17 protein-coding genes and 1 tRNA gene are annotated in these 21,567 nt (G+C 36.7%); 7 read left to right on the forward strand and 11 right to left on the reverse strand.

What is annotated here, in order from left to right; translation table 11 throughout:
- Positions 1-27: 27 nt before the first annotated feature.
- Entirely contained in the window at positions 28-2,703 is a 2,676-nt protein-coding gene (locus tag SJY30_RS12325) for a TonB-dependent receptor domain-containing protein (RefSeq protein ID WP_396632476.1), read from the reverse strand.
- Between the two features lie 194 nt (positions 2,704-2,897).
- Here SJY30_RS12325 and SJY30_RS12330 point away from each other — a divergent pair, with 194 nt between their 5' ends.
- A complete protein-coding gene (locus tag SJY30_RS12330; RefSeq protein WP_396632477.1) occupies positions 2,898-3,923 on the forward strand; it encodes a LacI family DNA-binding transcriptional regulator in 1,026 nt (341 codons plus the stop codon).
- A 15-nt stretch (positions 3,924-3,938) separates the two neighbouring features.
- Here the strand turns inward: SJY30_RS12330 and SJY30_RS12335 are convergent, their stop codons facing one another.
- From SJY30_RS12335 to SJY30_RS12345, 3 genes are all read right to left on the reverse strand, one after another.
- A complete protein-coding gene (locus SJY30_RS12335) occupies positions 3,939-5,480 on the reverse strand; it encodes an acyl-CoA carboxylase subunit beta (RefSeq protein WP_396632478.1) in 1,542 nt (513 codons plus the stop codon).
- A 30-nt stretch (positions 5,481-5,510) separates the two neighbouring features.
- Entirely contained in the window at positions 5,511-6,983 is a 1,473-nt protein-coding gene (accC, locus tag SJY30_RS12340; RefSeq protein ID WP_396632479.1) for an acetyl-CoA carboxylase biotin carboxylase subunit, read from the reverse strand.
- Between the two features lie 92 nt (positions 6,984-7,075).
- The gene (locus tag SJY30_RS12345; protein WP_396632480.1) at positions 7,076-7,555 is read right to left on the reverse strand and encodes a biotin/lipoyl-containing protein; all 480 of its coding nucleotides are present in this window, start codon (positions 7,553-7,555) and stop codon (positions 7,076-7,078) included.
- Positions 7,556-7,955: 400 nt separating this feature from the next.
- On the opposite strand from SJY30_RS12345, the gene SJY30_RS12350 reads away from it, so the two are divergent.
- Complete coding sequence (locus tag SJY30_RS12350; RefSeq protein ID WP_396632481.1) at positions 7,956-11,369, forward strand: hypothetical protein; 3,414 nt, start codon at positions 7,956-7,958, stop codon at positions 11,367-11,369.
- Positions 11,370-11,648: 279 nt separating this feature from the next.
- Here the strand turns inward: SJY30_RS12350 and SJY30_RS12355 are convergent.
- Together SJY30_RS12355 and rseP are read right to left on the reverse strand one after the other, a co-directional pair.
- Positions 11,649-11,722, reverse strand: a tRNA-Asn gene (locus SJY30_RS12355).
- 80 nt (positions 11,723-11,802) lie between these two features.
- Positions 11,803-13,152, reverse strand: a complete 1,350-nt coding sequence (gene rseP, locus SJY30_RS12360; protein ID WP_396632482.1) for an RIP metalloprotease RseP — start codon at positions 13,150-13,152, stop codon at positions 11,803-11,805.
- Positions 13,153-13,314: 162 nt separating this feature from the next.
- Between rseP and SJY30_RS12365 the strand changes: the two genes are divergently transcribed.
- The 5 genes from SJY30_RS12365 (at position 13,315) to SJY30_RS12385 (ending at position 18,394) form a co-directional block, all read left to right on the forward strand.
- Positions 13,315-13,989 carry an SCO family protein gene (locus SJY30_RS12365; RefSeq protein ID WP_396632483.1) on the forward strand — a complete coding sequence of 225 codons (675 nt, stop codon included), beginning with the start codon at positions 13,315-13,317 and terminating at the stop codon, positions 13,987-13,989.
- A 175-nt stretch (positions 13,990-14,164) separates the two neighbouring features.
- The gene (locus SJY30_RS12370) at positions 14,165-14,410 is read left to right on the forward strand and encodes a ferrous iron transport protein A (protein ID WP_396632484.1); all 246 of its coding nucleotides are present in this window, start codon (positions 14,165-14,167) and stop codon (positions 14,408-14,410) included.
- Positions 14,407-16,599: a ferrous iron transport protein B gene (gene feoB, locus SJY30_RS12375; RefSeq protein WP_396632485.1), complete on the forward strand. Its 2,193-nt coding sequence runs from the start codon at positions 14,407-14,409 to the stop codon at positions 16,597-16,599. Before SJY30_RS12370 ends, feoB begins: the two co-directional genes overlap by 4 nt.
- 2 nt (positions 16,600-16,601) lie before the next feature.
- Positions 16,602-16,751, forward strand: coding sequence for a hypothetical protein (locus SJY30_RS12380; protein WP_396632486.1), 150 nt, complete (start codon positions 16,602-16,604; stop codon positions 16,749-16,751).
- 104 nt (positions 16,752-16,855) lie between these two features.
- Positions 16,856-18,394 carry a carboxypeptidase-like regulatory domain-containing protein gene (locus tag SJY30_RS12385; protein ID WP_396632487.1) on the forward strand — a complete coding sequence of 513 codons (1,539 nt, stop codon included), beginning with the start codon at positions 16,856-16,858 and terminating at the stop codon, positions 18,392-18,394.
- Here SJY30_RS12385 and SJY30_RS12390 read toward each other — a convergent pair.
- The 5 genes from SJY30_RS12390 to SJY30_RS12410 form a co-directional block, all read right to left on the reverse strand.
- Entirely contained in the window at positions 18,391-18,777 is a 387-nt protein-coding gene (locus tag SJY30_RS12390; RefSeq protein ID WP_396632488.1) for a DUF423 domain-containing protein, read from the reverse strand. The genes SJY30_RS12385 and SJY30_RS12390 overlap by 4 nt on opposite strands.
- Before the next feature lie 141 nt (positions 18,778-18,918).
- Positions 18,919-19,341: a DUF2141 domain-containing protein gene (locus tag SJY30_RS12395; protein WP_396632489.1), complete on the reverse strand. Its 423-nt coding sequence runs from the start codon at positions 19,339-19,341 to the stop codon at positions 18,919-18,921.
- A gap of 155 nt (positions 19,342-19,496) precedes the next feature.
- Entirely contained in the window at positions 19,497-19,937 is a 441-nt protein-coding gene (locus SJY30_RS12400) for a hypothetical protein (RefSeq protein WP_396632490.1), read from the reverse strand.
- Positions 19,938-20,024: 87 nt separating this feature from the next.
- Complete coding sequence (locus SJY30_RS12405; protein ID WP_396632491.1) at positions 20,025-20,846, reverse strand: ZIP family metal transporter; 822 nt, start codon at positions 20,844-20,846, stop codon at positions 20,025-20,027.
- A gap of 27 nt (positions 20,847-20,873) precedes the next feature.
- On the reverse strand, positions 20,874-21,536 hold the full coding sequence (locus tag SJY30_RS12410) for a metal-dependent transcriptional regulator (RefSeq protein WP_396632492.1): 663 nt from the start codon (positions 21,534-21,536) through the stop codon (positions 20,874-20,876).
- Between the last annotated feature and the right edge of the window lie 31 nt (positions 21,537-21,567).

A 21,567-nucleotide genomic window follows, 5' to 3' on the forward strand; every position in this document is an offset into this window, starting at 1 on the left:
TAAACTTAAACTAACAACACAAATTTTTTAGAAATTGAAAGTAGCCGTTACGAACAATCTTCTAGGTAAAATTGGTCTACCTACAAAGAATTGAGATTCCGTTTGACCTGCTGAACCTGCTCTTGGGTTCCCTTCTGTAATTCCGTCACTATCAAATAAATTAAAGACCGATACCCCTAAACGAACCGAATTGTTGTTATCTTCTTTAGAGAATGTGTAACCGGCACCTAATCTGCCAATGGTAATAGCATCTAATTCTATATTATTGGTATCATCGGTAAACTTAGCACCAGTATAGTTGAATCCGAAGTTTGCATCGAAAGCAGCATTGTCATAGTACAAGCCTAAACCACCTAACAAGTTTGGTTGTCTAGCCAATTCATTACCAACATTAGCTTCTGTAGACGTACCGTTCACCAAATCAAAATCGGTATTTTTTGTAATCTCATGATTTTGGTAGGTAACATTACCACGAAGGTTTAAATATTGGGCAAGACTATAATCCCAAGTTCCTTCAATACCAATAGTTCTTGTATTTTGCTCTGCTCTTGTTTCATCTATTAACTGACCACCAACAATGGCTTGTCTAATAGAGATACGATCTTTAAGACCTACATAATAACCAGCAACAGAACCAGAAAATTTTTCGTTTCCAAATTTGGCACCCGCTTCAAATTGTATAATATTTTCAGCATCGTACGGGCTTTCAGAAATACCAGGTACCGGAGCAAAACCTCTTAATTGCGGAAAGAAATATCCTTTAGAAAAGTTAGCATATAAATTCGTTGTTTCAGTTAACTCATACAAACCAGCTAAAGACAATGCCCAAGCACTTGCGTTAACCTCTGTTCTTAAGAACGTACCATCTGCAGTTTGCACATCACTAAGTTCAGTGGTAATATCTGGAGTAGCATAAACCGTTTCGCTCATAATACCACCGCGACTGTTGATACCATCTGTATGTTCCCATCTGAAACCAACATCAAAACGCCATTTATCCAAGATCATCTCATCGGTAACGTATAACGCTAATCTATTTTGAGAAAGAAAGTTATTAGCAGTTTGCCCTATACGGTTGTATAATCCACCTTGAGAATACACTACATTATCGCCACTAGCATCGGTATAATTTAAGTTTACCAATTGCGGATTGTTATTGAACTCTGTCAACACTCTATATTGATAGTTAACATCTTCTGCTTCTGTACGAGCTATATAAGAACCTACGGTAATGTTATGATTACCACCATTTGCTGTTTCAATTGATTTTGTCAAATTGATTTCGCCAGAGTAATCTGTCATGGGGCGTAAACGATCTACATGAAGGTTATCAATAACCAAATCGTTACCGTTAATTTGAGCGCCTGATCCACTTTGGTAAGCTGCGGTATACCCTAAATTACCAGGAGCAATACTTTCTACATAATTATCTAATGTGATAGGATTTCCGTTAGTACCATTACCACCTACATAAAGTGCAAAATTGTGCTTGTAGTTGGCATATTTAATTTTAGATGTCAATTTAAGATCATCTTCAAATCTGTAATTAAAATCACCCATTATATAACCACCTGTAGTAGCAACACCATCAGCAATCGGACTGTTATATGTTCCGCCAGGTGTATTGAATGAAGTATTCGCTAAATCACCAGATAGCAATTGTTCAACTGGGTTACCGTCATTACCGTTTATACGCTCTCTGCTACCACCACTTAAAGGAATAGGAAGATAAAACTGAGCCTTATCGTCAATAAACTGTCCGCTTAAAGTAAAAGATCCGTTATCGAATTTCTTTTTGATGTTACCTCTAAATTGAACACCTTTTGTAGGTAAACCTACATCTATAGGACCTCTATCATGACGCACAAAACCTGTAAAAGCATAGTAGGTATTAGAATCTTCACCACCCAACTGACCACCAGAATAGAAATCGGTTTTAATTCTACCTTGGTTGGCAACTTCTATATTAATAATGTTACCCGGGTTGGTATCTCCCGTTTTACTGGTGTAGTTAATAATACCGGCAACAGAACCTGCACCATATAATACCGCTGCACCACCACGAACAAATTCAACACCTTTAAATCCTATATCTGGTCTAGCATATACATCATGTGCAGAAGAGTTAAGACCGAAAGAACTGATCAAAGGCATACCGTCGTACTGCAAAGGGTTGAACACATACTGACCACCAGAAGGCAAACCTCTAACGAATATGTTACTTGCAGTTTCACCACCACCACCTTCAGCGGTAATACCCGGTACACTTCTAAGAATATCTGCTTGACTATTTGCAGAAAGCTTAGTGATTTCTTTCATCTTCACAGAGCTAATAGATAAAGGAGCCTGCTTTTGAGAACGAAATGTACTAGAAGCTGTTAATACAACTTCATCAAGTTGCTGACCACCTTCTTGTAACACAACATTAACAGTTTGTGCCGTACCGTTTAAGTCTAATGATTTGTCAACTGATGTAAACCCTATATATGATACACGTAAAACCTGAGTACCTGTTAGGTCTGTTGAAAAAGAAAAATTACCATCAAAATCTGATGTTGTACCCGATGTACTATTTGTAATTAAAATATTAGCACCGGGAATTGGTTCTCCTAAATTGTCTGTTACGGTTCCAGAAATATCGGTCTGTGCAAAGGAGCCTGCACTGATAAGAAGTCCGATTACCGCAAAAATAATTTTCTTCATAATGTTTGAATTTTTTAAGTTGAGTCGATTTAAAATTATCAAATCGTTGATTTTGAGACCAAATTATGCGAATATGCTATTATAATTACAAAAAAATAATCAAATACTTATGCAAACGATACCGCAAACGTTTGCAATTTATTTTGTATTATTGATACACGCTTAATATCATCACAAATTACTCATTTTCAACCATGAGCAGAAAAAGAAATACCACATTAAAAGAACTTTCTAAAGAACTTGGTTTATCCATTTCAACAGTTTCAAGAGCCCTTAACGATCACCCAGATATCAGTCCCGCAACTAAGGAGAAGGTTAAAAAATTGGCCAAGCAAATGAATTATGTTCCCAATTTATTTGCCAGAGGATTTCGCTCTCGTGAAACTCATATTCTTGGGGTAATCGTACCCAACATATCTCATTTGTTTACCTCAACTATTTTGAAGGGAATTTTAGATGAAGCCGAACTGCGCGGTTATCGTGTGATTATATCAGAATCTAATAATGAAGAGACCAAGCAAGTAGAAATGTTGAATACCATGACACAGTTTGGGGTTGATGGCGTATTAATGTCATTGGCACGAAAAACAAAAGATTTAGAAGAGGTTTTAAAGATTTTAAATCGTATCCCTATTGTTTTGTTCGACAAGGTTTCCAGTAAAATACCCTGCACACAAGTAGTTATCAATGAAGAAGAGGCTGCATTTAATGCTGTAGAACATTTAATAGAACTTGGTAAGAAACGAATAGCTATTATTAAGGAAACCGAAAACTCATACAATTCAGAAAAAAGATTCGCTGGTTACTTAAGGGCATTAAATCAATATGACATACCGGTACGCGATAAGTTGATTCTAAGTACAGAAGATATCTCATTGGGCAATGGCAGACGATTGGCAAATATTCTAATAAGCATGAAAAAACGACCCGATGCCATTTTTGCCATTACCGATAATGCTGCCATAGGAGCTATAAAAGCGCTACATAAATTTAATATTAAAATACCGGAAGAAATTGCCGTAGTAGGTTTCAGCAACTCCATAAACTCTACCATCGTGAGCCCTGCATTAACAACAGTTGATCAACCAGGAGACAAAATTGGACGCACTGCAGTTCGTTTCTTAATTCAAGAACTTGAAAACCCCACTAGCGATGTGATGACAAAAACCGTAGAAATCAAAACGAGTTTAATTGTACGGGATTCGTCATTAAATGCTTAAACCTATTGCAACATGTTATAATGGAATATTACCATGTTTTTTCTTCGGCAAAGCCGCTACTTTATTCTCAAGCAAAGTATAGGCTTTTATAAGTTTTCTTCTTGTGTCCTTAGGTAGAATTACCTCATCTATAAATCCTCTTTGGGCGGCACTGTAAGGGTTTGCAAATAGTTTTGCATACTCTGCTTCTTTTTCTGCCAATTTCGCTTCTGGATCATCGGCAGCACTTATTTCTTTTCTAAAAATGATCTCACTTGCACCTTTGGCTCCCATTACCGCAATTTCTGCACCTGGCCAAGCATAATTTAAATCAGCACCAATATGTTTAGAATTCATAACATCGTATGCACCGCCGTATGCTTTTCTGGTAATTACGGTTACCTTAGGCACTGTTGCCTCACTTAAAGCATAAAGTAATTTTGCACCGTTGGTGATAATACCGTTCCATTCTTGATCGGTGCCCGGCAAGAATCCTGGTACATCTACCAAAACCAATAGCGGAATATTAAAACAATCGCAAAAGCGTGTAAAACGCGCTGCCTTTTTAGAGCTATCAACATCAAGAACACCTGCAAGACTAATTGGCTGATTGGCAACAATACCAATACTTTTACCACCTAACCGTGCAAAACCTACCACAATATTATCAGCATACGCTTCGTGAATTTCAAAGAATGAATCTTGATCTATGATTCCGTTGATAACATTGCGCATATCATAAGGCTGATTTGCATTTTCAGGAACAATATCCTCTAGTACATCACGAACTTCATTACCTGGAACAAATGGCATATCGGTTGGTTTATCCTCGCAATTCTGAGGCATGTAGCTGATCATCTGCTTAATCTGATTGATACATTGAATATCGTTAGCTGCAGTCAAATGCGTTACACCAGATTTAGTTGCATGCGTTGATGCACCACCGAGTTCTTCTGAGGTTACTTCTTCATTGGTTACGGTCTTCACCACATTTGGACCGGTAACGAACATATAACTAGAATTCTCTACCATTAAGGTAAAATCGGTCATTGCTGGAGAGTATACCGCCCCACCGGCACAAGGACCCATTATGGCAGAAATCTGAGGAATCACTCCCGATGCCATTACATTTTTATGAAAAATATCGGCATAGCCGCCTAATGAACGAACCCCTTCTTGAATTCGTGCTCCGCCACTATCATTCAGACCAATCATTGGCACACCAATCTTCATGGCCATTTCCATAATTTTACAGATTTTTTCGGCATGGGTTTCAGATAAAGCCCCTCCAAAAACAGTGAAATCCTGTGCAAATACACAAACTTGCCTACCGTTGATTGTACCATAACCCGTTACTACGCCATCACCGTAAAAGACTTGCTTTTCCATACCAAAATCTTTAGTACGGTGGGTAACTAAAGCACCCATTTCTTCAAATGAGCCTTCATCAAGCAAAAAATGAATACGTTCATAAGCAGTTAACTTTCCTTTAGCGTGCTGTTTGTCAATACGTTCTTGACCACCACCCAATTTCGCCAATGCCAGTTTCTCTGCTAATATCTCTTTATTATCTTTCATTCTAATCGTTCAAAAAATCTTAATTGCCTTCTATATTCTACTCTTCTGCCAGTTAGAAGATACCTCAGACGGAATTTTTAATACTTTATCGTTATCCAAATACAATTTTAGAGCTGTTAAAGCTGCTATTCTTCTTTCTTCTGCATATTGCTTTTCTAAATGCTCTGGAGAATAGTAGTTTTTGACAAAATGCGTATCAAAATTACCTGATGTAAAAGCTTCATGCTCACACACAAATTTGCCAAATGACAAGGTTGTGGCAACGCCTTCTACTTTATAATTATCAATAGCTTTGATCATTAATTGTATAGCCTCTTCCCTATTCTTTCCGTAGGTAATCAACTTAGAAATCATGGGATCATAGTAAATGGGCACTTCCATACCTTCTTCAAACCCATCATCGACACGTATACCTTCACCAACCGGTGTTTTGTAGGTTGACAGCGTGCCAATACTAGGCATAAAATTAGCCAACGGATCTTCTGCATATACACGAACTTCAAGCGCATGACCTGTTATTTTTAAATCGTCTTGGGTAAAAGCTAACTCTTCACCTCGGGCTACTTTTATTTGCTGCTCTACCAAATCAATACCAGATATCAATTCGGACACGGGATGCTCTACTTGCAATCTCGTATTCATTTCCAAGAAGTAGAAATTCTTGTTTTCATCAAGTAAGAACTCTACCGTACCAGCACCAACGTAGTCACATGCTCTTGCTACTTTGATGGCAGCTTCGCCCATACGCTTTCTAATTTCCGGCGTTAGAACTGCTGAAGGAGCTTCTTCGACTACTTTTTGATGTCTTCTTTGCACACTGCATTCCCGTTCAAATAAATGAACTGTATTACCATGCGTATCGGCTAAAATTTGAATTTCTATATGCCTAGGTGAGCCTACGTACTTTTCTATAAAAACGGAACCATCACCAAAAGCAGCTAGTGCTTCGCCGATAGCTCTATCCATTTGTTCCGGAAGATCCTTTAAGTTCTCTACAACGCGCATTCCCTTACCACCACCACCTGCAGAAGCTTTTATTAAAATAGGAAATCCAATTTGCTTAGCTACTTTTTCAGCTAAAGCAACGTCAGTTATTGCCTCTTCAATACCTGGCACCATGGGGATGTCATAATCGCGAACTGCTTCTTTTGCCGCTAGTTTATTCCCCATCACTTTAATCGCATGGGGCTTAGGGCCGATAAATGTAATACCGTTATCTTCAACCATTTTTGCGAAAACGGCATTCTCGCTTAAAAAACCGTAACCTGGGTGAACACCTTCTGCACCGGTCACCTTTGCGGCATCTATAACTTTCTCCATGACCAAATAAGATTCCGATGATGGCGCTGGACCTAATAAAACGGCTTCATCAGCGAATTTTACGTGTGGCGAATGGCGGTCGACTTCCGAATAAACGGCAACTGTTTTGATACCCATTTTCTGGGCAGTCTTTATTATTCTTAAAGCTATTTCACCTCTATTGGCTATTAGTATTTTCTTCATTAAAACTTAATTTACTCGGTAATCGAGATTTAACTACATAACGATTTAGCATCCAAATTTTAAGAGTTTCCTCTTATCACTATCGTATTTTTCTACTCCATTTCAATAATCAACTGTCCTTTTTCTACGGTATCGTCTTTTTTAATTTCAATAGATTTTACGATACCCTCGCCTTGAGCAAGAATAATATTTTCCATTTTCATTGCCGACAAAACCAATAAAGGAGTACCCTCAACAATCTCTTGTCCTACCTCTACCATTACATCTACAATTAAACCTGGCATTGGTGCTTTTACTTCGTTTAATTTCTGAGTAGTAACCGCAAGCAATCCCATTTTTTTGACCTGCTGATCGTATTCATCTTCAATCTTTACGTCGTATCTATTTCCGTTGACCGACAATGACATCGTCTTATTCAAAAAATCTGTATCTAGAATCCCTACCTCAAAAGCAGTATTAACATCTAAAACATGAAGTTTCTGAGTGCTAACAGAAATACTATCTAAAGAATCAGCATCACTGGTTTTGAATTTTAATTCTTCTTCGTTTACGGTAATTAAATAGTTTGACATATAAGATCGAATAAAACAATATGAGTATTTCCCAAAGATATTGAAAAGATTGGGGATATATTTTAGCAAATAAAAAAGACGTTTTCTACCTTGAATATCATGAAGCGGAATACGTAGAATATTAAATAAGGCACCAAATTACACTCTGATTTTTATAAAAAAAACCCAAAATAGATGTTATTTGACGAAGTATAAGTGAATGGTTTATAGCATTTTTAGTTAATAAATTCAATGTTTATTGAACAAACTACAAGCACGTAATATTACATTTATTTGATCTCGCTCTTAAATAATTGCATTACACAACATAAATTCTACAATAGAACATTACTGACTTATTTTTACTCTAACCGATAAATTCAAAACTTTTCATCTTTTTGAAGAGAACAAATTTTTGTTCATGAAACCAACCAATTTATATAAAACACTATTTTTTACCTTATGTGTTTTCTTATTAACACAAAACTCAGTTTACGCTCAAGTCACTACTTATTTAGATGAGTTTGAAACCGAGTTGTACAGCAACAATGACGGAACCGGTAATTTTTCTGAAAATTGGATAGAAATAAATGAAACGACAGATCCAACTACGGACCCATTAATTGGTAATGTCGTAATAAATCTAAACCAACTTCGATTTCGAACCCTTAATACTAAAGGTATTGGCCGTAGCTTAGATTTATCAAGGGCTACAGACGCTACACTAACTCTCGATTTCGAGACAACTAGAGGTAACTCCACCATCTTTGTACAATTGTTCGACGGAACCTCATTCAACACGAGAGCAACTCTAGCCGGTACCGGAAGCATAAACTATACTTTAACAGCTGCAGAAATGTCAGCAAATTCTGAAATACGCTTCGTCAGCGGAAGTGGTACCTGGAGAAACAACGATGCTATTTATGTTGATAACGTACAGTTTACGGCTACCCTAGTACCAGACCCTTGTACCGATCCCGCTGGTTTAGATAGCGATGCTGACGGATTAAATGATGTATGTGATTTAGACGATGATAATGATGGAATATTGGATACCGAGGAATGTAGCGGCAGTACTGCTCCAAACTTGGTATATAATGGGGATTTTTCATCATTTTATTTCGATGGATGGACACCAGATGGAAGCAACTGGCAAGAACCTGGCCCATCAAATGCATATGCATTTTATGAAGAATATAATACGGGCACAAGAGCATTACAACAAACCTTGAACGTAGTTTCTGGAACGGATTATAACTTTTCTTTTGAAGTAGGAACAGTTTCTAGCTACCCAAATTCAAGTACTTTAAATGTATATATAGACGGAGTTTTACTTTACTCCAGAACCTCTGATCAAATTAACGCTGATGGTGGCGGCGATACTGCACATACCGGCGGAGGCAACTTATCTAACACCACAGTAGTTACGTTACCCTATACACCGACGTCCAATTCGGTACTCTTAAGTATTGAGGGCGTATCAGCGGCACAGCCCCACGATGAATTTTTCTTAGATAATGTAAGCCTAACAGTAAATAATTATTGTAGTGATATGGATGGTGATGGCATCGCCAACAATTTGGACCTAGACAGCGACGGTGATGGTTGTTTTGATGCTATTGAAGGCGCAGCCGGTTTTGGTTTTACAGATATTGATGGTACAGGTGTATTAACCGGAAGTGTTGATGCAGATGGTGTACCAATTAGCGCTAGTGGCGGACAAGCAAAGGGCAGCAGTAATGACCTTTCAGCAACTGCAGGCATCTGTGATGACGATGGTGATGGGGTCGACAATGATAACGATGTATGCCCATATTCAGATGATAATGTAGACACCGATGGCGATTCCGTACCCGATGGTTGTGATATAGATGATGATAATGATGGTGTTACCGACTGCGTTGAATCTTCAGATTCATTTAGTGAAGAATTTGCGTGGACACTAAATAGTCCCTCTGGCAATCTAAATATGGACACGAATTATGATCCTAGAATTACAGATTGGGTCTTGAATTCTACAGGAACGATGCTTTTGAGTGGAGAAGGCGCTACCTATGATAATTCTGCTTCTCAAGTAAGTATAAACGCTTTTAATGCTGTTGATTACAATGAGGCTTTGGCCAATAAACATTACATAGAAGTATCTTTCACTACAGGGTCAGAAGTTTCTTCGCTCTTATTAAACAACATAAGGTCAGGATGGTACGAACCAAACAGAGGTGACTCTTATTATTCGACAACGATCTATACCGAAGCCAGTTCTAATGCATGGAAAACGTTATCTTCCGATGTTTTTCATACGTATAGTGGATCTGGAGTTTATGATACCTTTCAACATCATACAGGCGCACCCGTTTCTTTAAATGCAAACACCGAATATAAATTCAGGTTTTATATTTATGGTCAAATCGATGATACTACAGAAACGTATTCAATCTTCGACGATGTGGCATTCGTTTTTACAGCATGCCGTGCAGCAGATAGTGATAACGATGGCACAAATGATCATTTAGATACAGATAGTGATGATGATGGCTGTACAGATACAGACGAAGCTTATGGCGATTCAAATACCGATTTGGACAACAATGGCAAGTACGGTTCGGGCAGTCCGGCTGTGAATGCTGATGGTTCTGTTACGGCAGCTTCCTATGCAACCCCTGCAGATGGCGATACCAGTGGAAATTTTGATTTCTTAGAATCAGGTATTGCTATAGCAATAACAACAGAGCCTACTGATGAAATTGTTTGCCGTGGCGAAAATACTTCTTTTGAGGTTGTTGCGTCTAACTCAGATACCTATCAATGGCAAATATTATCCAGTGGAACATGGACCGATCTTTCAGACTCTGGAATACATGGTGGGAGCGCTACATCTACTTTGACCATTACGAACGCACAACTTTCAGATAGCGGTAACGAGTATCGGGTAATCGTTACAAGCTCATCGTATGCCTGTAGTACGGAAACATCAAATGAAGTAACCTTGACCGTATCAGAACCTACAATAACCGTTACAGGTTCACCTTCATGTAATCTATTCTTTACAGAATATTCTCTAGAAGTAACGGTAAGCTCTGGAACCGTAACAAGTTCAGCAGGGACGGTTACAAATTCATCAGGAAACGTTTGGGACATTACGAATGTACCTTCTGGAACTGATATCGTAGTGACCGTAACCGATGCAAACAATTGTACGGCAGACCTACCTGTTACAGCACCAGACTGTCGTTGTCCTGTTGTAAATGCACCCGTTAGTGGCGGTGATGAAAGCTATTGTGCTGGCAATACCGTTGCAACGATTACGGCAAGCGTCGGATTCGGAGAGACCGTTGATTGGTACGACTCATCTAGTGGAGGCACTTTATTACTTACCAACAATACAAGCTACACTCCTTCTGGACCTGGCACTTATTTTGCGGAAGCAAGAAATACAACAACAAATTGTATAAGCGGCACCAGAACTGCCATAAGTGTTAGTGAAGATGCTGCTCCAACGGCAACCATTGGACCAGACCAAACAGTATTTGCAGGAGACAATGCACAATTTACCGTTAGTGCAACCAATACTAATAGCTACCAATGGCAGGTAAGTACAGACGGTGTTTCTTTTGTAGATATATCTAACGGCGCTGAATATTCAGGCACTCTTAGCAATACACTTACCCTGATTTCCACAAAACAAAATATGACAGGTTTTCTATATAGAGTTCTAGTTTCAGATTCTTCCTCATCCTGTAGTGCAGTGGCTTCAAGTTCTGCATTACTAACCGTTAATGTTAAAACGGTAATTACAAATAAAAGAATTACCTACAGAGTTAAAGTCAATGACTAGAATCTTTTCTATACATTACTTTTATCTATAATGATGATTCTAAAAAAGCTTCAATTCCAGATTTCGCAACCCGAACACTAAATTTGTTAGACCTAAAGAACAAGTATACCCTAGATAAAAAATGAGATACCCTTAATAAAACTTGAAGTATTTAAATTTAGTTGCAACCAAAATTTGCAAGAAATGAATACATAAAATCGAAAACAGCGCAAACCACTGTCAATATTGACCAAAAACAAAAAATCCAACCTAAATAAATAGATTGGATTTCGCTTTTTGCTCCCCCTCTTGGGCTCGAACCAAGGACCCTCTGATTAACAGTCAGATGCTCTAACCAACTGAGCTAAGGAGGAAAATAACCCGTTTTAGTTTCCTAAATCGGGTGCAAATATAGTAGTTTTTTGAAACTCGCCAAACAAAGAATTAAGTTTTTTTATTTAAATATCAATTTATATACATCATTACCGTTTGCGAACAGTAAAAGTGCTATTAAAATAAAGAATCCGGTGATTTGTGCATACTCTAAAAACTTATCACTTGGCTTTCTACCTGTAATCATTTCGTATAGCAAAAACATCACATGACCACCATCTAATGCAGGTATTGGCAATATGTTCATAAACGCCAAAATAATGGATATAAACGCAGTTGTACCCCAAAATTGAAGCCAGTTCCAAGTATCTGGGAACATACCACCAATAGCGGCAAAACCACCAACCTCTTTATAGGCACCAGTATCAGGATTAAAAATTTTCTTCATCCCCTTAATATAATCTGTAAGGGTCTTAACACCTTTGTTCCATCCGGCTGGGATTGATTCCATTAAAGTGTAATCTGTTGTATTAAGTTTGAAAAAACCTTGTTTCTCTGCATCTTCCAAAGTCAAACCTATCATCACTCCTAATTTCCCTTCTTCAGAAATTTTAGCCTCTAAAGGCATTTCTTTTCCCTTTCGGTTTACAGAAAGATTTACAGTTGCCCCTTTTTTAGCTTCTAAAATAGGAAAAACTTGATCCTGGTATTCAACCGAAGTACCTGCGATGCTAGTCAAAACATCACCGGCTTGAAAACCTACATTAGCATTTTGCGAATCTTCAGGTACTTGACTTATTACCCATGGCAATCTCGGTTTAATGAATCGTACTTGTTCCTTATTTTCAGATATAGTCTCTATAAAATTTACAGGAATTTCCTTTTCAATTTTTTGACCATTACGTTCAATAGTAATTTTCTCTCCGTAAACAACTTCTGGCACTATACTATTTAACTTAGCAATCTCTTTACCGTCTACGGCAAGAACCTTATCTCCCGTTTCTATTCCAAGGGCATCGCCCAATGTAGTATCGGTAACCCAAACGCCGTCTTTCAAACTATCGTTTGCAATATACGTTTCACCATAAGCATATGCCAGACCAATGAAAATAACAACGGCTAAAATGAAATTTACCGTTACACCGCCCAACATTATAATTAAACGTTGCCAAGCCGGTTTGCTTCTAAACTCCCACTCCTTCGGTTCTTCTGCCATGGCTTCTTTATCCATGCTCTCATCTATCATTCCAGATATTTTTACATATCCGCCCAAAGGCAACCAACCAATACCGTATTCGGTTTCGCCTATCTTCTTTTTAAAAAGTGAAAACTTTACATCAAAGAACAAGTAGAATTTCTCTACTCTGGTTTTAAAATATTTTGCTGGTATAAAATGCCCTAACTCGTGTAGAACGATAAGTATAGAAAGGCTTAAAAAAAATTGTATTGTCTTTATTATAATAGGGCTCATTCTTTTTTCCTGAAAATTAAAATCGCACAAAAGTACATTTTTACAACCGCTAAAAAAAAGAAACCCACTGAGGTAGTGCCATTTTATGAATAATTTATAAGCTGAGAGAACGAATTCACTTGAAAAGTAATGAACCCTAGCGTACCTTTGTAAAAAATTCTTATGCGGTCTTTTTTCGCTAAATTCAAATTATTCGGTTTGGTACTGCTGCCCATTTCTGCAGTAATCATGTACCTATTTTATAATGCCTTGCAACCTGTAAAGTTATTACCGATCTATTCGCCTGCCATGGTAAATGCCGAATTGGTGGCTGAAGAAATTCAACACGTTAGAAAGTACCATACCATTGCCGATTTTTCTTTGACCAACCAAAATGGGGAAACTATAACCCAAGATAACTACAAGGACAAAATTTACGTTGCAGATTTCTTCTTTACCACCTGCCCCACTATTTGCCCTATAATGACAAAGAACATGGTAGATTTACAAAAAGCGCTCGGTAAAGATTCTGATGTTATGCTTTTATCACATTCAGTTACGCCAGAAATTGATTCGGTTGCCCAATTAAAAAAATACGCTATTGAAAAAGGCGTCGATGATAGCAACTGGAATTTGGTTACTGGTGACAAAAAACAAATTTACGAACTGGCACGAAAATCTTATTTAGCGGTAAAAACAGATGGTGATGGCGGACCATTTGATATGATACACACCGAAAATTTTATTCTAGTAGATGAGAAAAAAAGAATTAGAGGCTTTTACGACGGTACCAAAAAAGAGGATATTGAGAAATTACTAAAAGATATTGAACTACTTCAAGAATCCCATAAAAAGTAGAAGGCAAACATTAAAAAATGACGTTCAGATAAACATACAAAATTACGCCTCTAGAAATAAAGAATAGTTCAATCACTGTACAACTTAAAGACGACTAGTTAATTATTCTAAAAAGTATAGGGAATTACTATATTTCCATTACTTTTGCCTTACTTATAATGAATCTAAATAAAAATTGGAAACTACTGTTGCAGATTTAAAGCGAGGCCAGAAGGGAATTATAAAAGAATTCACTGAAAACTTACTGCCAATTAAGTTGTTAGAACTTGGTTGTCTGCCTGGTAATGAGGTAGAATTGGTACAAGTAGCGCCGCTGAAGGATCCAATTTACATTAATGTCAACGGATCACATATAGCCATTAGAAGAGAAATGGCCTTACATATAGCACTTGATATTATAGAAGACAATGCTGTAGTATGAGTAAACAAATTAATGTAGCCCTTATAGGCAATCCCAATACCGGTAAAACATCGGTTTTTAATCAACTGACCGGGCTAAATCAAAAAGTTGGTAACTACCCAGGTATTACAGTCGAGAAAAAAGAAGGAATCTGTAAACTACCTAGAGGTGTAAAAGCCCATATTTTAGATTTGCCAGGAACTTACAGCTTAAACACCACTTCATTAGATGAAAGTGTAGCGGTTGAACTGCTATTGAATAAAAATGACAAAGACCACCCAGATGTTGCCATTGTTGTTTCTGATGTAGAAAATCTAAAAAGAAACCTGCTTCTATTTACCCAAATAAAAGATTTAAAAATACCCACCATACTAGTCATTAACATGGCAGATCGTATGTCTCGCAAGGGTATTACCATTGATATAGAATTATTAGAAAAGAAATTAAACTCTAAAATTGCATTAGTTAGTACCCGTAAGGAAACAGGTATTGAGCGGTTACGGGAATTAATTGCAGATTACAAAAATCTATCTAAATCACAGAATGTAGATATTTCTGTTATTGCCCCAGAATATTTTACCAGTTTAAAGGAGGCTTTTCCCAAAGAAGATATCTATAAGCTTTGGCTGGTTATTACCCAAGATGTCAATTTCATGCCATTGGAGAAGACCTTGATTAAAGACACTTCTTCTTTCACCACGAAATCAAAATCAGAGCTTAAACGTCTTCAGCAAAAGGAAACCATTTTACGCTATCAGTTTATTAATGGTATTCTAAAAGAGACCTATAAAGTAGATGCGAATGCCGCAAAGGGTTTTAGGGCTACTTTAGACAAAGTACTTACCCACAAAGTATTTGGTTACGTCATATTTTTCTTGATACTGCTCACTATATTTCAAGCAATTTATGGGTGGAGCGAATACCCTATGGATTTGATCGATGGTTTCTTTGCTTCGGCTACAGAGTGGGTAAAAGATACCTTACCACCTGGTGTGTTCACTAATTTAATTGCAGAAGGTATTTTAGCCGGTATTGGTGGTATCGTCATATTTATACCGCAAATAGCATTTTTATTCTTGTTTATAGCCCTTTTGGAAGAAACAGGCTATATGAGTAGAGTAGTATTCTTGATGGATAGAATTATGCGTCCGTTTGGGTTAAGCGGTAAAAGTGTGGTTCCTTTAATTTCAGGTACTGCTTGTGCCATACCAGCGGTAATGGCCACTAGAACTATTGAAAACTGGAAAGAAAGATTAATTACCATTTTGGTTACCCCTTTTACCACTTGTTCCGCAAGATTACCTGTCTATCTCATTATAATTGCCTTAGTAATACCTGAAGGCAGTTTTCTAGGATTAAGCTACAAGGCACTAACTTTAATGTCGCTGTATTTAATGGGTTTTGGAGCAGCTATTCTATCGGCAGTAATCTTAAATAAGATTCTAAAAATCAAGAGCAAGTCTTTCTTCGTTGTTGAAATGCCTAACTATAAATTACCATTGTTAAAAAATGTAGGCTATACCGTACTTGAAAAAACGAAGAGTTTTGTTTTTGGTGCCGGTAAAATCATATTGGCCATATCTATTGTACTTTGGTTTTTAGGTTCTAACGGATTTTCCGATGAATTTAAAAATGCCGAAAACATCGTAACCCAAAGAGTACAAGAACAAGGTTTTAGCGCCAACAGTGAAGTTTATTTTGAAAACCGACATGATGAAGAAGGAAATACGTTAGATGAAGCTGCTGCTGATTCAAAATTAAAAGAGTTAGAAAACCGTGCACTAAGTCAAGAGATTGCCAGCTACAAACTGGAGCACTCTTATATGGGTTACATGGGTAAAGCAATAGAACCGATTGTAAGGCCATTGGGGTATGATTGGAAAATAGGTATTGCGGTACTTACTTCATTTGCTGCACGAGAAGTATTTGTGGGTACACTTGCTACCATTTATAGTGTAGGTAACGATGAAGAAGAAACGATTAAAAATAGAATGGCGGCTGAAATAAACCCAAGAACCAAAAAGCCTTTATTTAATTTGGCATCGGGTATTTCATTACTATTGTTCTATGCATTTGCCATGCAATGTATGAGTACTTTAGCGGTGGTGAAAAGAGAAACCAATTCGTGGAAATGGCCGGCAGGGCAACTAGTTTTTATGAGCCTTTTTGCATATATTGTAGCTTTAATAGCTTATCAATTATTAAAATAAATATGGACATACTACAACACATATTAGTTTACATTACAGTAGCTATTTCTGCACTATATTTAGTCAATAAATTTTTACTTCCAAAATCTATATTGGCAGGTAAAAAAACGAATTCAAAAGCTTGTGGTCAAGGAGATTGTGGCTGCCACTAAATTTTGGTTCTGTTAATTATTTTCTAAAACGTTCATAACAATTTCTAAAATTGTAACGCTACTTACTTTCGTTCGTCTAGATTGCGCAGGAATAATCTAACACTATGAACTCAAGACCAATTTTATTACCCCTTTATACTTTTTTATTATTCAACCTATTTAACGTCAATGCACAAAGCTTAAGTGCAACCGTTATAGATAGCGTAAGTCAACAACCAATACCTTTTGCCTCGGTTCAATTAAAAGAGAACTGGGCAATAACGAACGAGGAAGGCAATTTCAATTTAATATTTGATGAAGCTATATCAGAAGCTGACTCCCTTACCGTATCTTCAATGGGTTATGAAACATTAACCAGACCTATAGCTGAGTTTAACTCCACAAAAATTTCACTTGTACCTAAGGCTATAGAATTAAGAGAAGTTATCGTCTCAAATAAAAATTACACAGCTGACGAAATCATGGATTTCGTGGAAAATAATCTTGAGAAGAATTATACTAATGACCTGTCTAAAAAGCGACTTTTTCATAGAACAACCAATACCGATAGGTGGACCAAAAGTGATTTTAAAGTCAAAAAATCTTCTATAGATGTATTGAACCAGCAATTCATTGATAGTGTTATAAACACTGTACCAAAATGCGACACCTATTATTCTGAAATAGTAGGAGACCTATATGGTGACCCTAGTAAAGAATTACTGAAACTAGACCTTCTTAAAGCTTCCAAATTATTTGATAAAAGTAATGAACTTGATGCCGAAAAGTTAGAAGAAAAGTTTAATGAAATATTGAGGGACAATGTTAAACCAGGCTCTTATTTCAAAATAAAATCTGGTCTGTTTGGAACTAAAATAGATGCTGACGAAGTAAGTGAGCTTTTAGAAACTGAAGTTGATTCTTCTGAGGTGGCAGCTGCAAACGAAGAATTGGAAAAAAGAAAAAAGGACAAAGAAGAACAGCAGAAAAATTATGCAAAGTGGAAAAAGAATCAGCTTAATGATATTTTTCTTAGCCTCCCTACAGAAGAAGATAGCAAGTTAAATTTCATCCTCAAAACTAGAAAATACGACTATACATTACAAGAATTTACTTATTTAGGTGATGAAGCAGTTTACGTAATCTCATTTGAACCAAGTGGGTCAGCAGACTATGAGGGAACACTTTATGTTAATGCAGAGGATTTTGCCGTAGTTCAAATAGATTACAGCAATGTTAAACCCACTAAAAAATTTAATTTACTAGGTATTTCTTCGAACTACTATTTATCTAAAGGGAAGATAATATATAATAAAAATAAAGACAACCATTATAGCGTACGCTATTTAGAATCTGAAAGTGGTATGCGAGTAGGTGTTAAAAGACCGCTCAAAATAATTGAAAAGAATAAAATTGTAAAGGGAAAAAATAAGCAGAACGAGCTCTCTGGCGATATGGACTTTGTGATAATTGGTTCAGAAAAAAATGAACTCATTGTGTTCGACTCCAACAATATCAATCAATCTACGTATGATGGTTTTACCGAAAACAATACCGTATCTCCAACCTATATGCCTAAATACGACCCAACCTTTTGGGAAGGCTATGCAATTATAGAGCCCAATACTGCCATCAAAGAATTTAAGGCCGCGTCTATAGATTAAATAAGATTTTTAATAAAATTAAAGAACAATAATCCCCAGCCAACTACTAAAAACAGTCCACCTAATGGGGTTATGGGACCTAACATCTTTATTTTATTTCCTTTGGATGCAGAAATACAGAGTCCGTATATACTGAACGAAAAAAGAATTACACCTATAATTAAACAGTAAATGATTGCTTTTTCAAGACCAGTTTCTAAGTTTAGGTTAAAACTTAGCATCAGTATCAATAGCGCATGATACATTTGATATTTCACCCCGGTCTCAAAACTATTCAATTGATCAGCCGTAAATGTTTTCTTAAGCAAATGCGCTCCAAAAGCCCCAAATACAACCGCTAATAAACCCAATAAAGCTCCTACTAATTGTGCTACTAAAACCATATCTTTTTAATTCAAAGATACTGTCATCTTTTCTTATTGCAGAGATTAGGAACCCTATATCCTTTAACAAACCTACTAACATCTAAAAAAAGGCACAATAACGAAGGTTTCGATATGAAGATAAAACCCTAAACATATCTATTAATTCAACCTAATATTCATCTCCATATGAGAATTTACGGTAAATGCACATTCTTTATATTTTGGCGGACCAAACATTTTCATTTTCCCTTTAGAAAAAGCAATTTGCTCTTTAGGAATACCTAGTATATTGGTATCTAAATTTTTATTGCCATTTGCGTCATGAAAAATAGCGATGGCGTATTCCCCTTCTGGCAGGTCTTTAATGTCAAAAACCGTCTTGCCTTTTACAGCCTTCTCCGAACCCGATTTATATACCTCGTCAAACTTTAAAAAAGACCCTTCATTATTATAGACGGCAAAACAGATATTTCCTTTTTCAGAAGTAACTCCGTCAATATTAATACTCACATTATGTTGTGCAAAAAGACTTGTAGACAATAAACCTATTGTTAATAGTGCTAAAAGATTCTTTATAATCATGTGTACTATAATAATTTAAATAACCCCTAGGCAATACTACGAGGCATTGAATTAAATATGAATTAGATGTCTATTATCGATTCAAAAATAGTTTCAATAGTTATGCCAAAACCAATCTACACTTTAACCTTAGTTTAAATTCTCAACTATAGCCTTTAGTTAGGTTCACTTAAAGCTCCTGTTCTTGAATTTAGCTTTTGAAACAATTGCACAGTTTCAACGGAATCTTTTAGGTTAAAGTATACATAAGTAGAATCATTATAGACCAATTTAACCTTGTTCTGATTAATGTTATCTACAAATACATGAACTTTCTTATCGGTTAAAGAATCCTTAAACTCCCTGAATACGCCTTTTTCCTTATCCAAGGCAGAAAAACCATGCAAACGCTGCATTGGCGGAATTCTCTCAACAAACATAACACTATCCAATTCATTTAAGGGAATTTCAATAGTATAAAACCCTGAGCGTAGACCAAGACTATTAGCATCATTAGTTACCCAGTTCTTAACATGAAGTATTAAAACGGCTGCACAACAAATAACAGTTATGATCAGTGTTAATGTCCAAATCCAATTTTTCTTAGAAGAATGCATAAAATATTAAAGCATCAAGTTAACAATACTATTGCCTTAAACGCTAAAACCGGTATTAAATTATTTCATCAGTAAAACACTTTAATCTTAACCTAGACCAACGTCTAAAGTCATCATGATAATGAAACCACCAATGAAGCCCATAGTGGCAATATCGGTGTATTTATCTTGCTGTGTTTCGGGTATTACCTCCTCTACCACTACAAAGATCATAGCGCCTGCGGCAAAAGAAAGTGCATAAGGTAAAATTGGCTGAAAAGTCATCACTGCCCAAGCCCCTAGAACAGCGGCTACAGGTTCTACAAGTGCAGATGCCTGACCAAACATAAAACTCTTTGTTCTACTTAAACCATGTCTTCTTAATGGCATGGCTACGGCAAAACCTTCAGGAAAATTCTGCAGACCAATACCAAGTGCCAATGCTACTGCACCACCAATAGAAGCCCCGTCAAAACCAGCAGCTACTCCACCAAAAAGAACACCTACCGCCAAACCTTCCGGTATATTGTGTAATGTAATTGCCAAGGTCAATAATGTAGTTCTACGCCAAGGCGTTTTCACCCCTTCCGCCTCGCTTTCCTTAAAATTGATATGTAAGTGCGGTAATACTTTGTCCAAACCAAAAATAAACATGGCACCAAGAAAAAATCCCACAGCTGCAGGTATCACCTTTACAAAGCCTTCACCAGGACTCATTTCTATACCTGGAGCCAGCAAACTCCAAAAACTTGCCGCGACCATTACTCCACCAGTAAAACCTAACATTCCATCTAAAACGGCACGGTTCATTGTTTTAAAAAGAAACACCAAAGCAGCCCCGGCAGCTGTTAGCCCCCATGTAAACAATGTCGCATAAAATGCAGCTAAAACTGGGTCTATTGATTCAAAATACGCTATAATTTCATCCATAATCTTATTAATTCATTATTTTAAAACCTATTCTTCATCTACAATTTCTAAAAACAAGTTCGTTGCTATTTGCTTTGAAATACGAATAGACCCGGACCTTGTTGAAATAGTCACGGAACCATCAAATTCCTCAATTTCCAATATTTTGAAAGTATCGCCCAATGCGATTTTATTCTTGTCTAAAAATTTTAAAAATGCAGCCGATGAGTCGTTGACACCAACACATACCCCTTGACTACCAACAGGTAATTCACTAATTAATTTCTTAACAGATTTTGTAAACACGCCATCCTTATTAGGAATTGGATCACCATGCGGATCCACCTTAGGGTAACCTAAATGGGCATCTAGTTTATCTATTAAAGCATCACTCTTTATATGCTCTAATTGTTCAGCTACTACGTGAACCTCATCCCAAGAAAAATTAAGTTTGTCTACCAAAAACACTTCCCACAAGCGATGCTTTCTAATAATAGAAAGTGCAACTAGCCTACCTTTCTCTGAAAGCAAAACCCCCTGATACTTTTTATAATTCACCAAAGATTTTTCAGACAACTTCTTAACCATATCCGTAACAGAGGATGGTTTCGTTTTCATCTGCTCAGCAATAGCATTCGTAGCAACAGATTTACTATTGAAATCGCTTAAGTGATAAATAGTTTTTATGTAATCTTCTTCTGATAATGTCATTTCTAAACAATAATAACACAAAAATACATTT

The organism is Maribacter sp. R86514 (assembly GCF_044597005.1).
Classification (GTDB): domain Bacteria; phylum Bacteroidota; class Bacteroidia; order Flavobacteriales; family Flavobacteriaceae; genus Maribacter.

Bases quoted from the DNA above. Each gene is read 5' to 3' on its own strand.
- SJY30_RS12325 (WP_396632476.1), bottom strand. From the start codon at position 2,703: ATGAAGAAAATTATTTTTGCGGTAATCGGACTTCTTATCAGTGCAGGC.
- SJY30_RS12330 (WP_396632477.1), top strand. From the start codon at position 2,898: ATGAGCAGAAAAAGAAATACCACATTAAAAGAACTTTCTAAAGAACTT.
- SJY30_RS12335 (WP_396632478.1), bottom strand. From the start codon at position 5,480: ATGAAAGATAATAAAGAGATATTAGCAGAGAAACTGGCATTGGCGAAA.
- accC (WP_396632479.1), bottom strand. From the start codon at position 6,983: ATGAAGAAAATACTAATAGCCAATAGAGGTGAAATAGCTTTAAGAATA.
- SJY30_RS12345 (WP_396632480.1), bottom strand. From the start codon at position 7,555: ATGTCAAACTATTTAATTACCGTAAACGAAGAAGAATTAAAATTCAAA.
- SJY30_RS12350 (WP_396632481.1), top strand. From the start codon at position 7,956: ATGAAACCAACCAATTTATATAAAACACTATTTTTTACCTTATGTGTT.
- rseP (WP_396632482.1), bottom strand. From the start codon at position 13,152: ATGAGCCCTATTATAATAAAGACAATACAATTTTTTTTAAGCCTTTCT.
- SJY30_RS12365 (WP_396632483.1), top strand. From the start codon at position 13,315: ATGCGGTCTTTTTTCGCTAAATTCAAATTATTCGGTTTGGTACTGCTG.
- feoB (WP_396632485.1), top strand. From the start codon at position 14,407: ATGAGTAAACAAATTAATGTAGCCCTTATAGGCAATCCCAATACCGGT.
- SJY30_RS12380 (WP_396632486.1), top strand. From the start codon at position 16,602: ATGGACATACTACAACACATATTAGTTTACATTACAGTAGCTATTTCT.
- SJY30_RS12385 (WP_396632487.1), top strand. From the start codon at position 16,856: ATGAACTCAAGACCAATTTTATTACCCCTTTATACTTTTTTATTATTC.
- SJY30_RS12390 (WP_396632488.1), bottom strand. From the start codon at position 18,777: ATGGTTTTAGTAGCACAATTAGTAGGAGCTTTATTGGGTTTATTAGCG.
- SJY30_RS12395 (WP_396632489.1), bottom strand. From the start codon at position 19,341: ATGATTATAAAGAATCTTTTAGCACTATTAACAATAGGTTTATTGTCT.
- SJY30_RS12400 (WP_396632490.1), bottom strand. From the start codon at position 19,937: ATGCATTCTTCTAAGAAAAATTGGATTTGGACATTAACACTGATCATA.
- SJY30_RS12405 (WP_396632491.1), bottom strand. From the start codon at position 20,846: ATGGATGAAATTATAGCGTATTTTGAATCAATAGACCCAGTTTTAGCT.
- SJY30_RS12410 (WP_396632492.1), bottom strand. From the start codon at position 21,536: ATGACATTATCAGAAGAAGATTACATAAAAACTATTTATCACTTAAGC.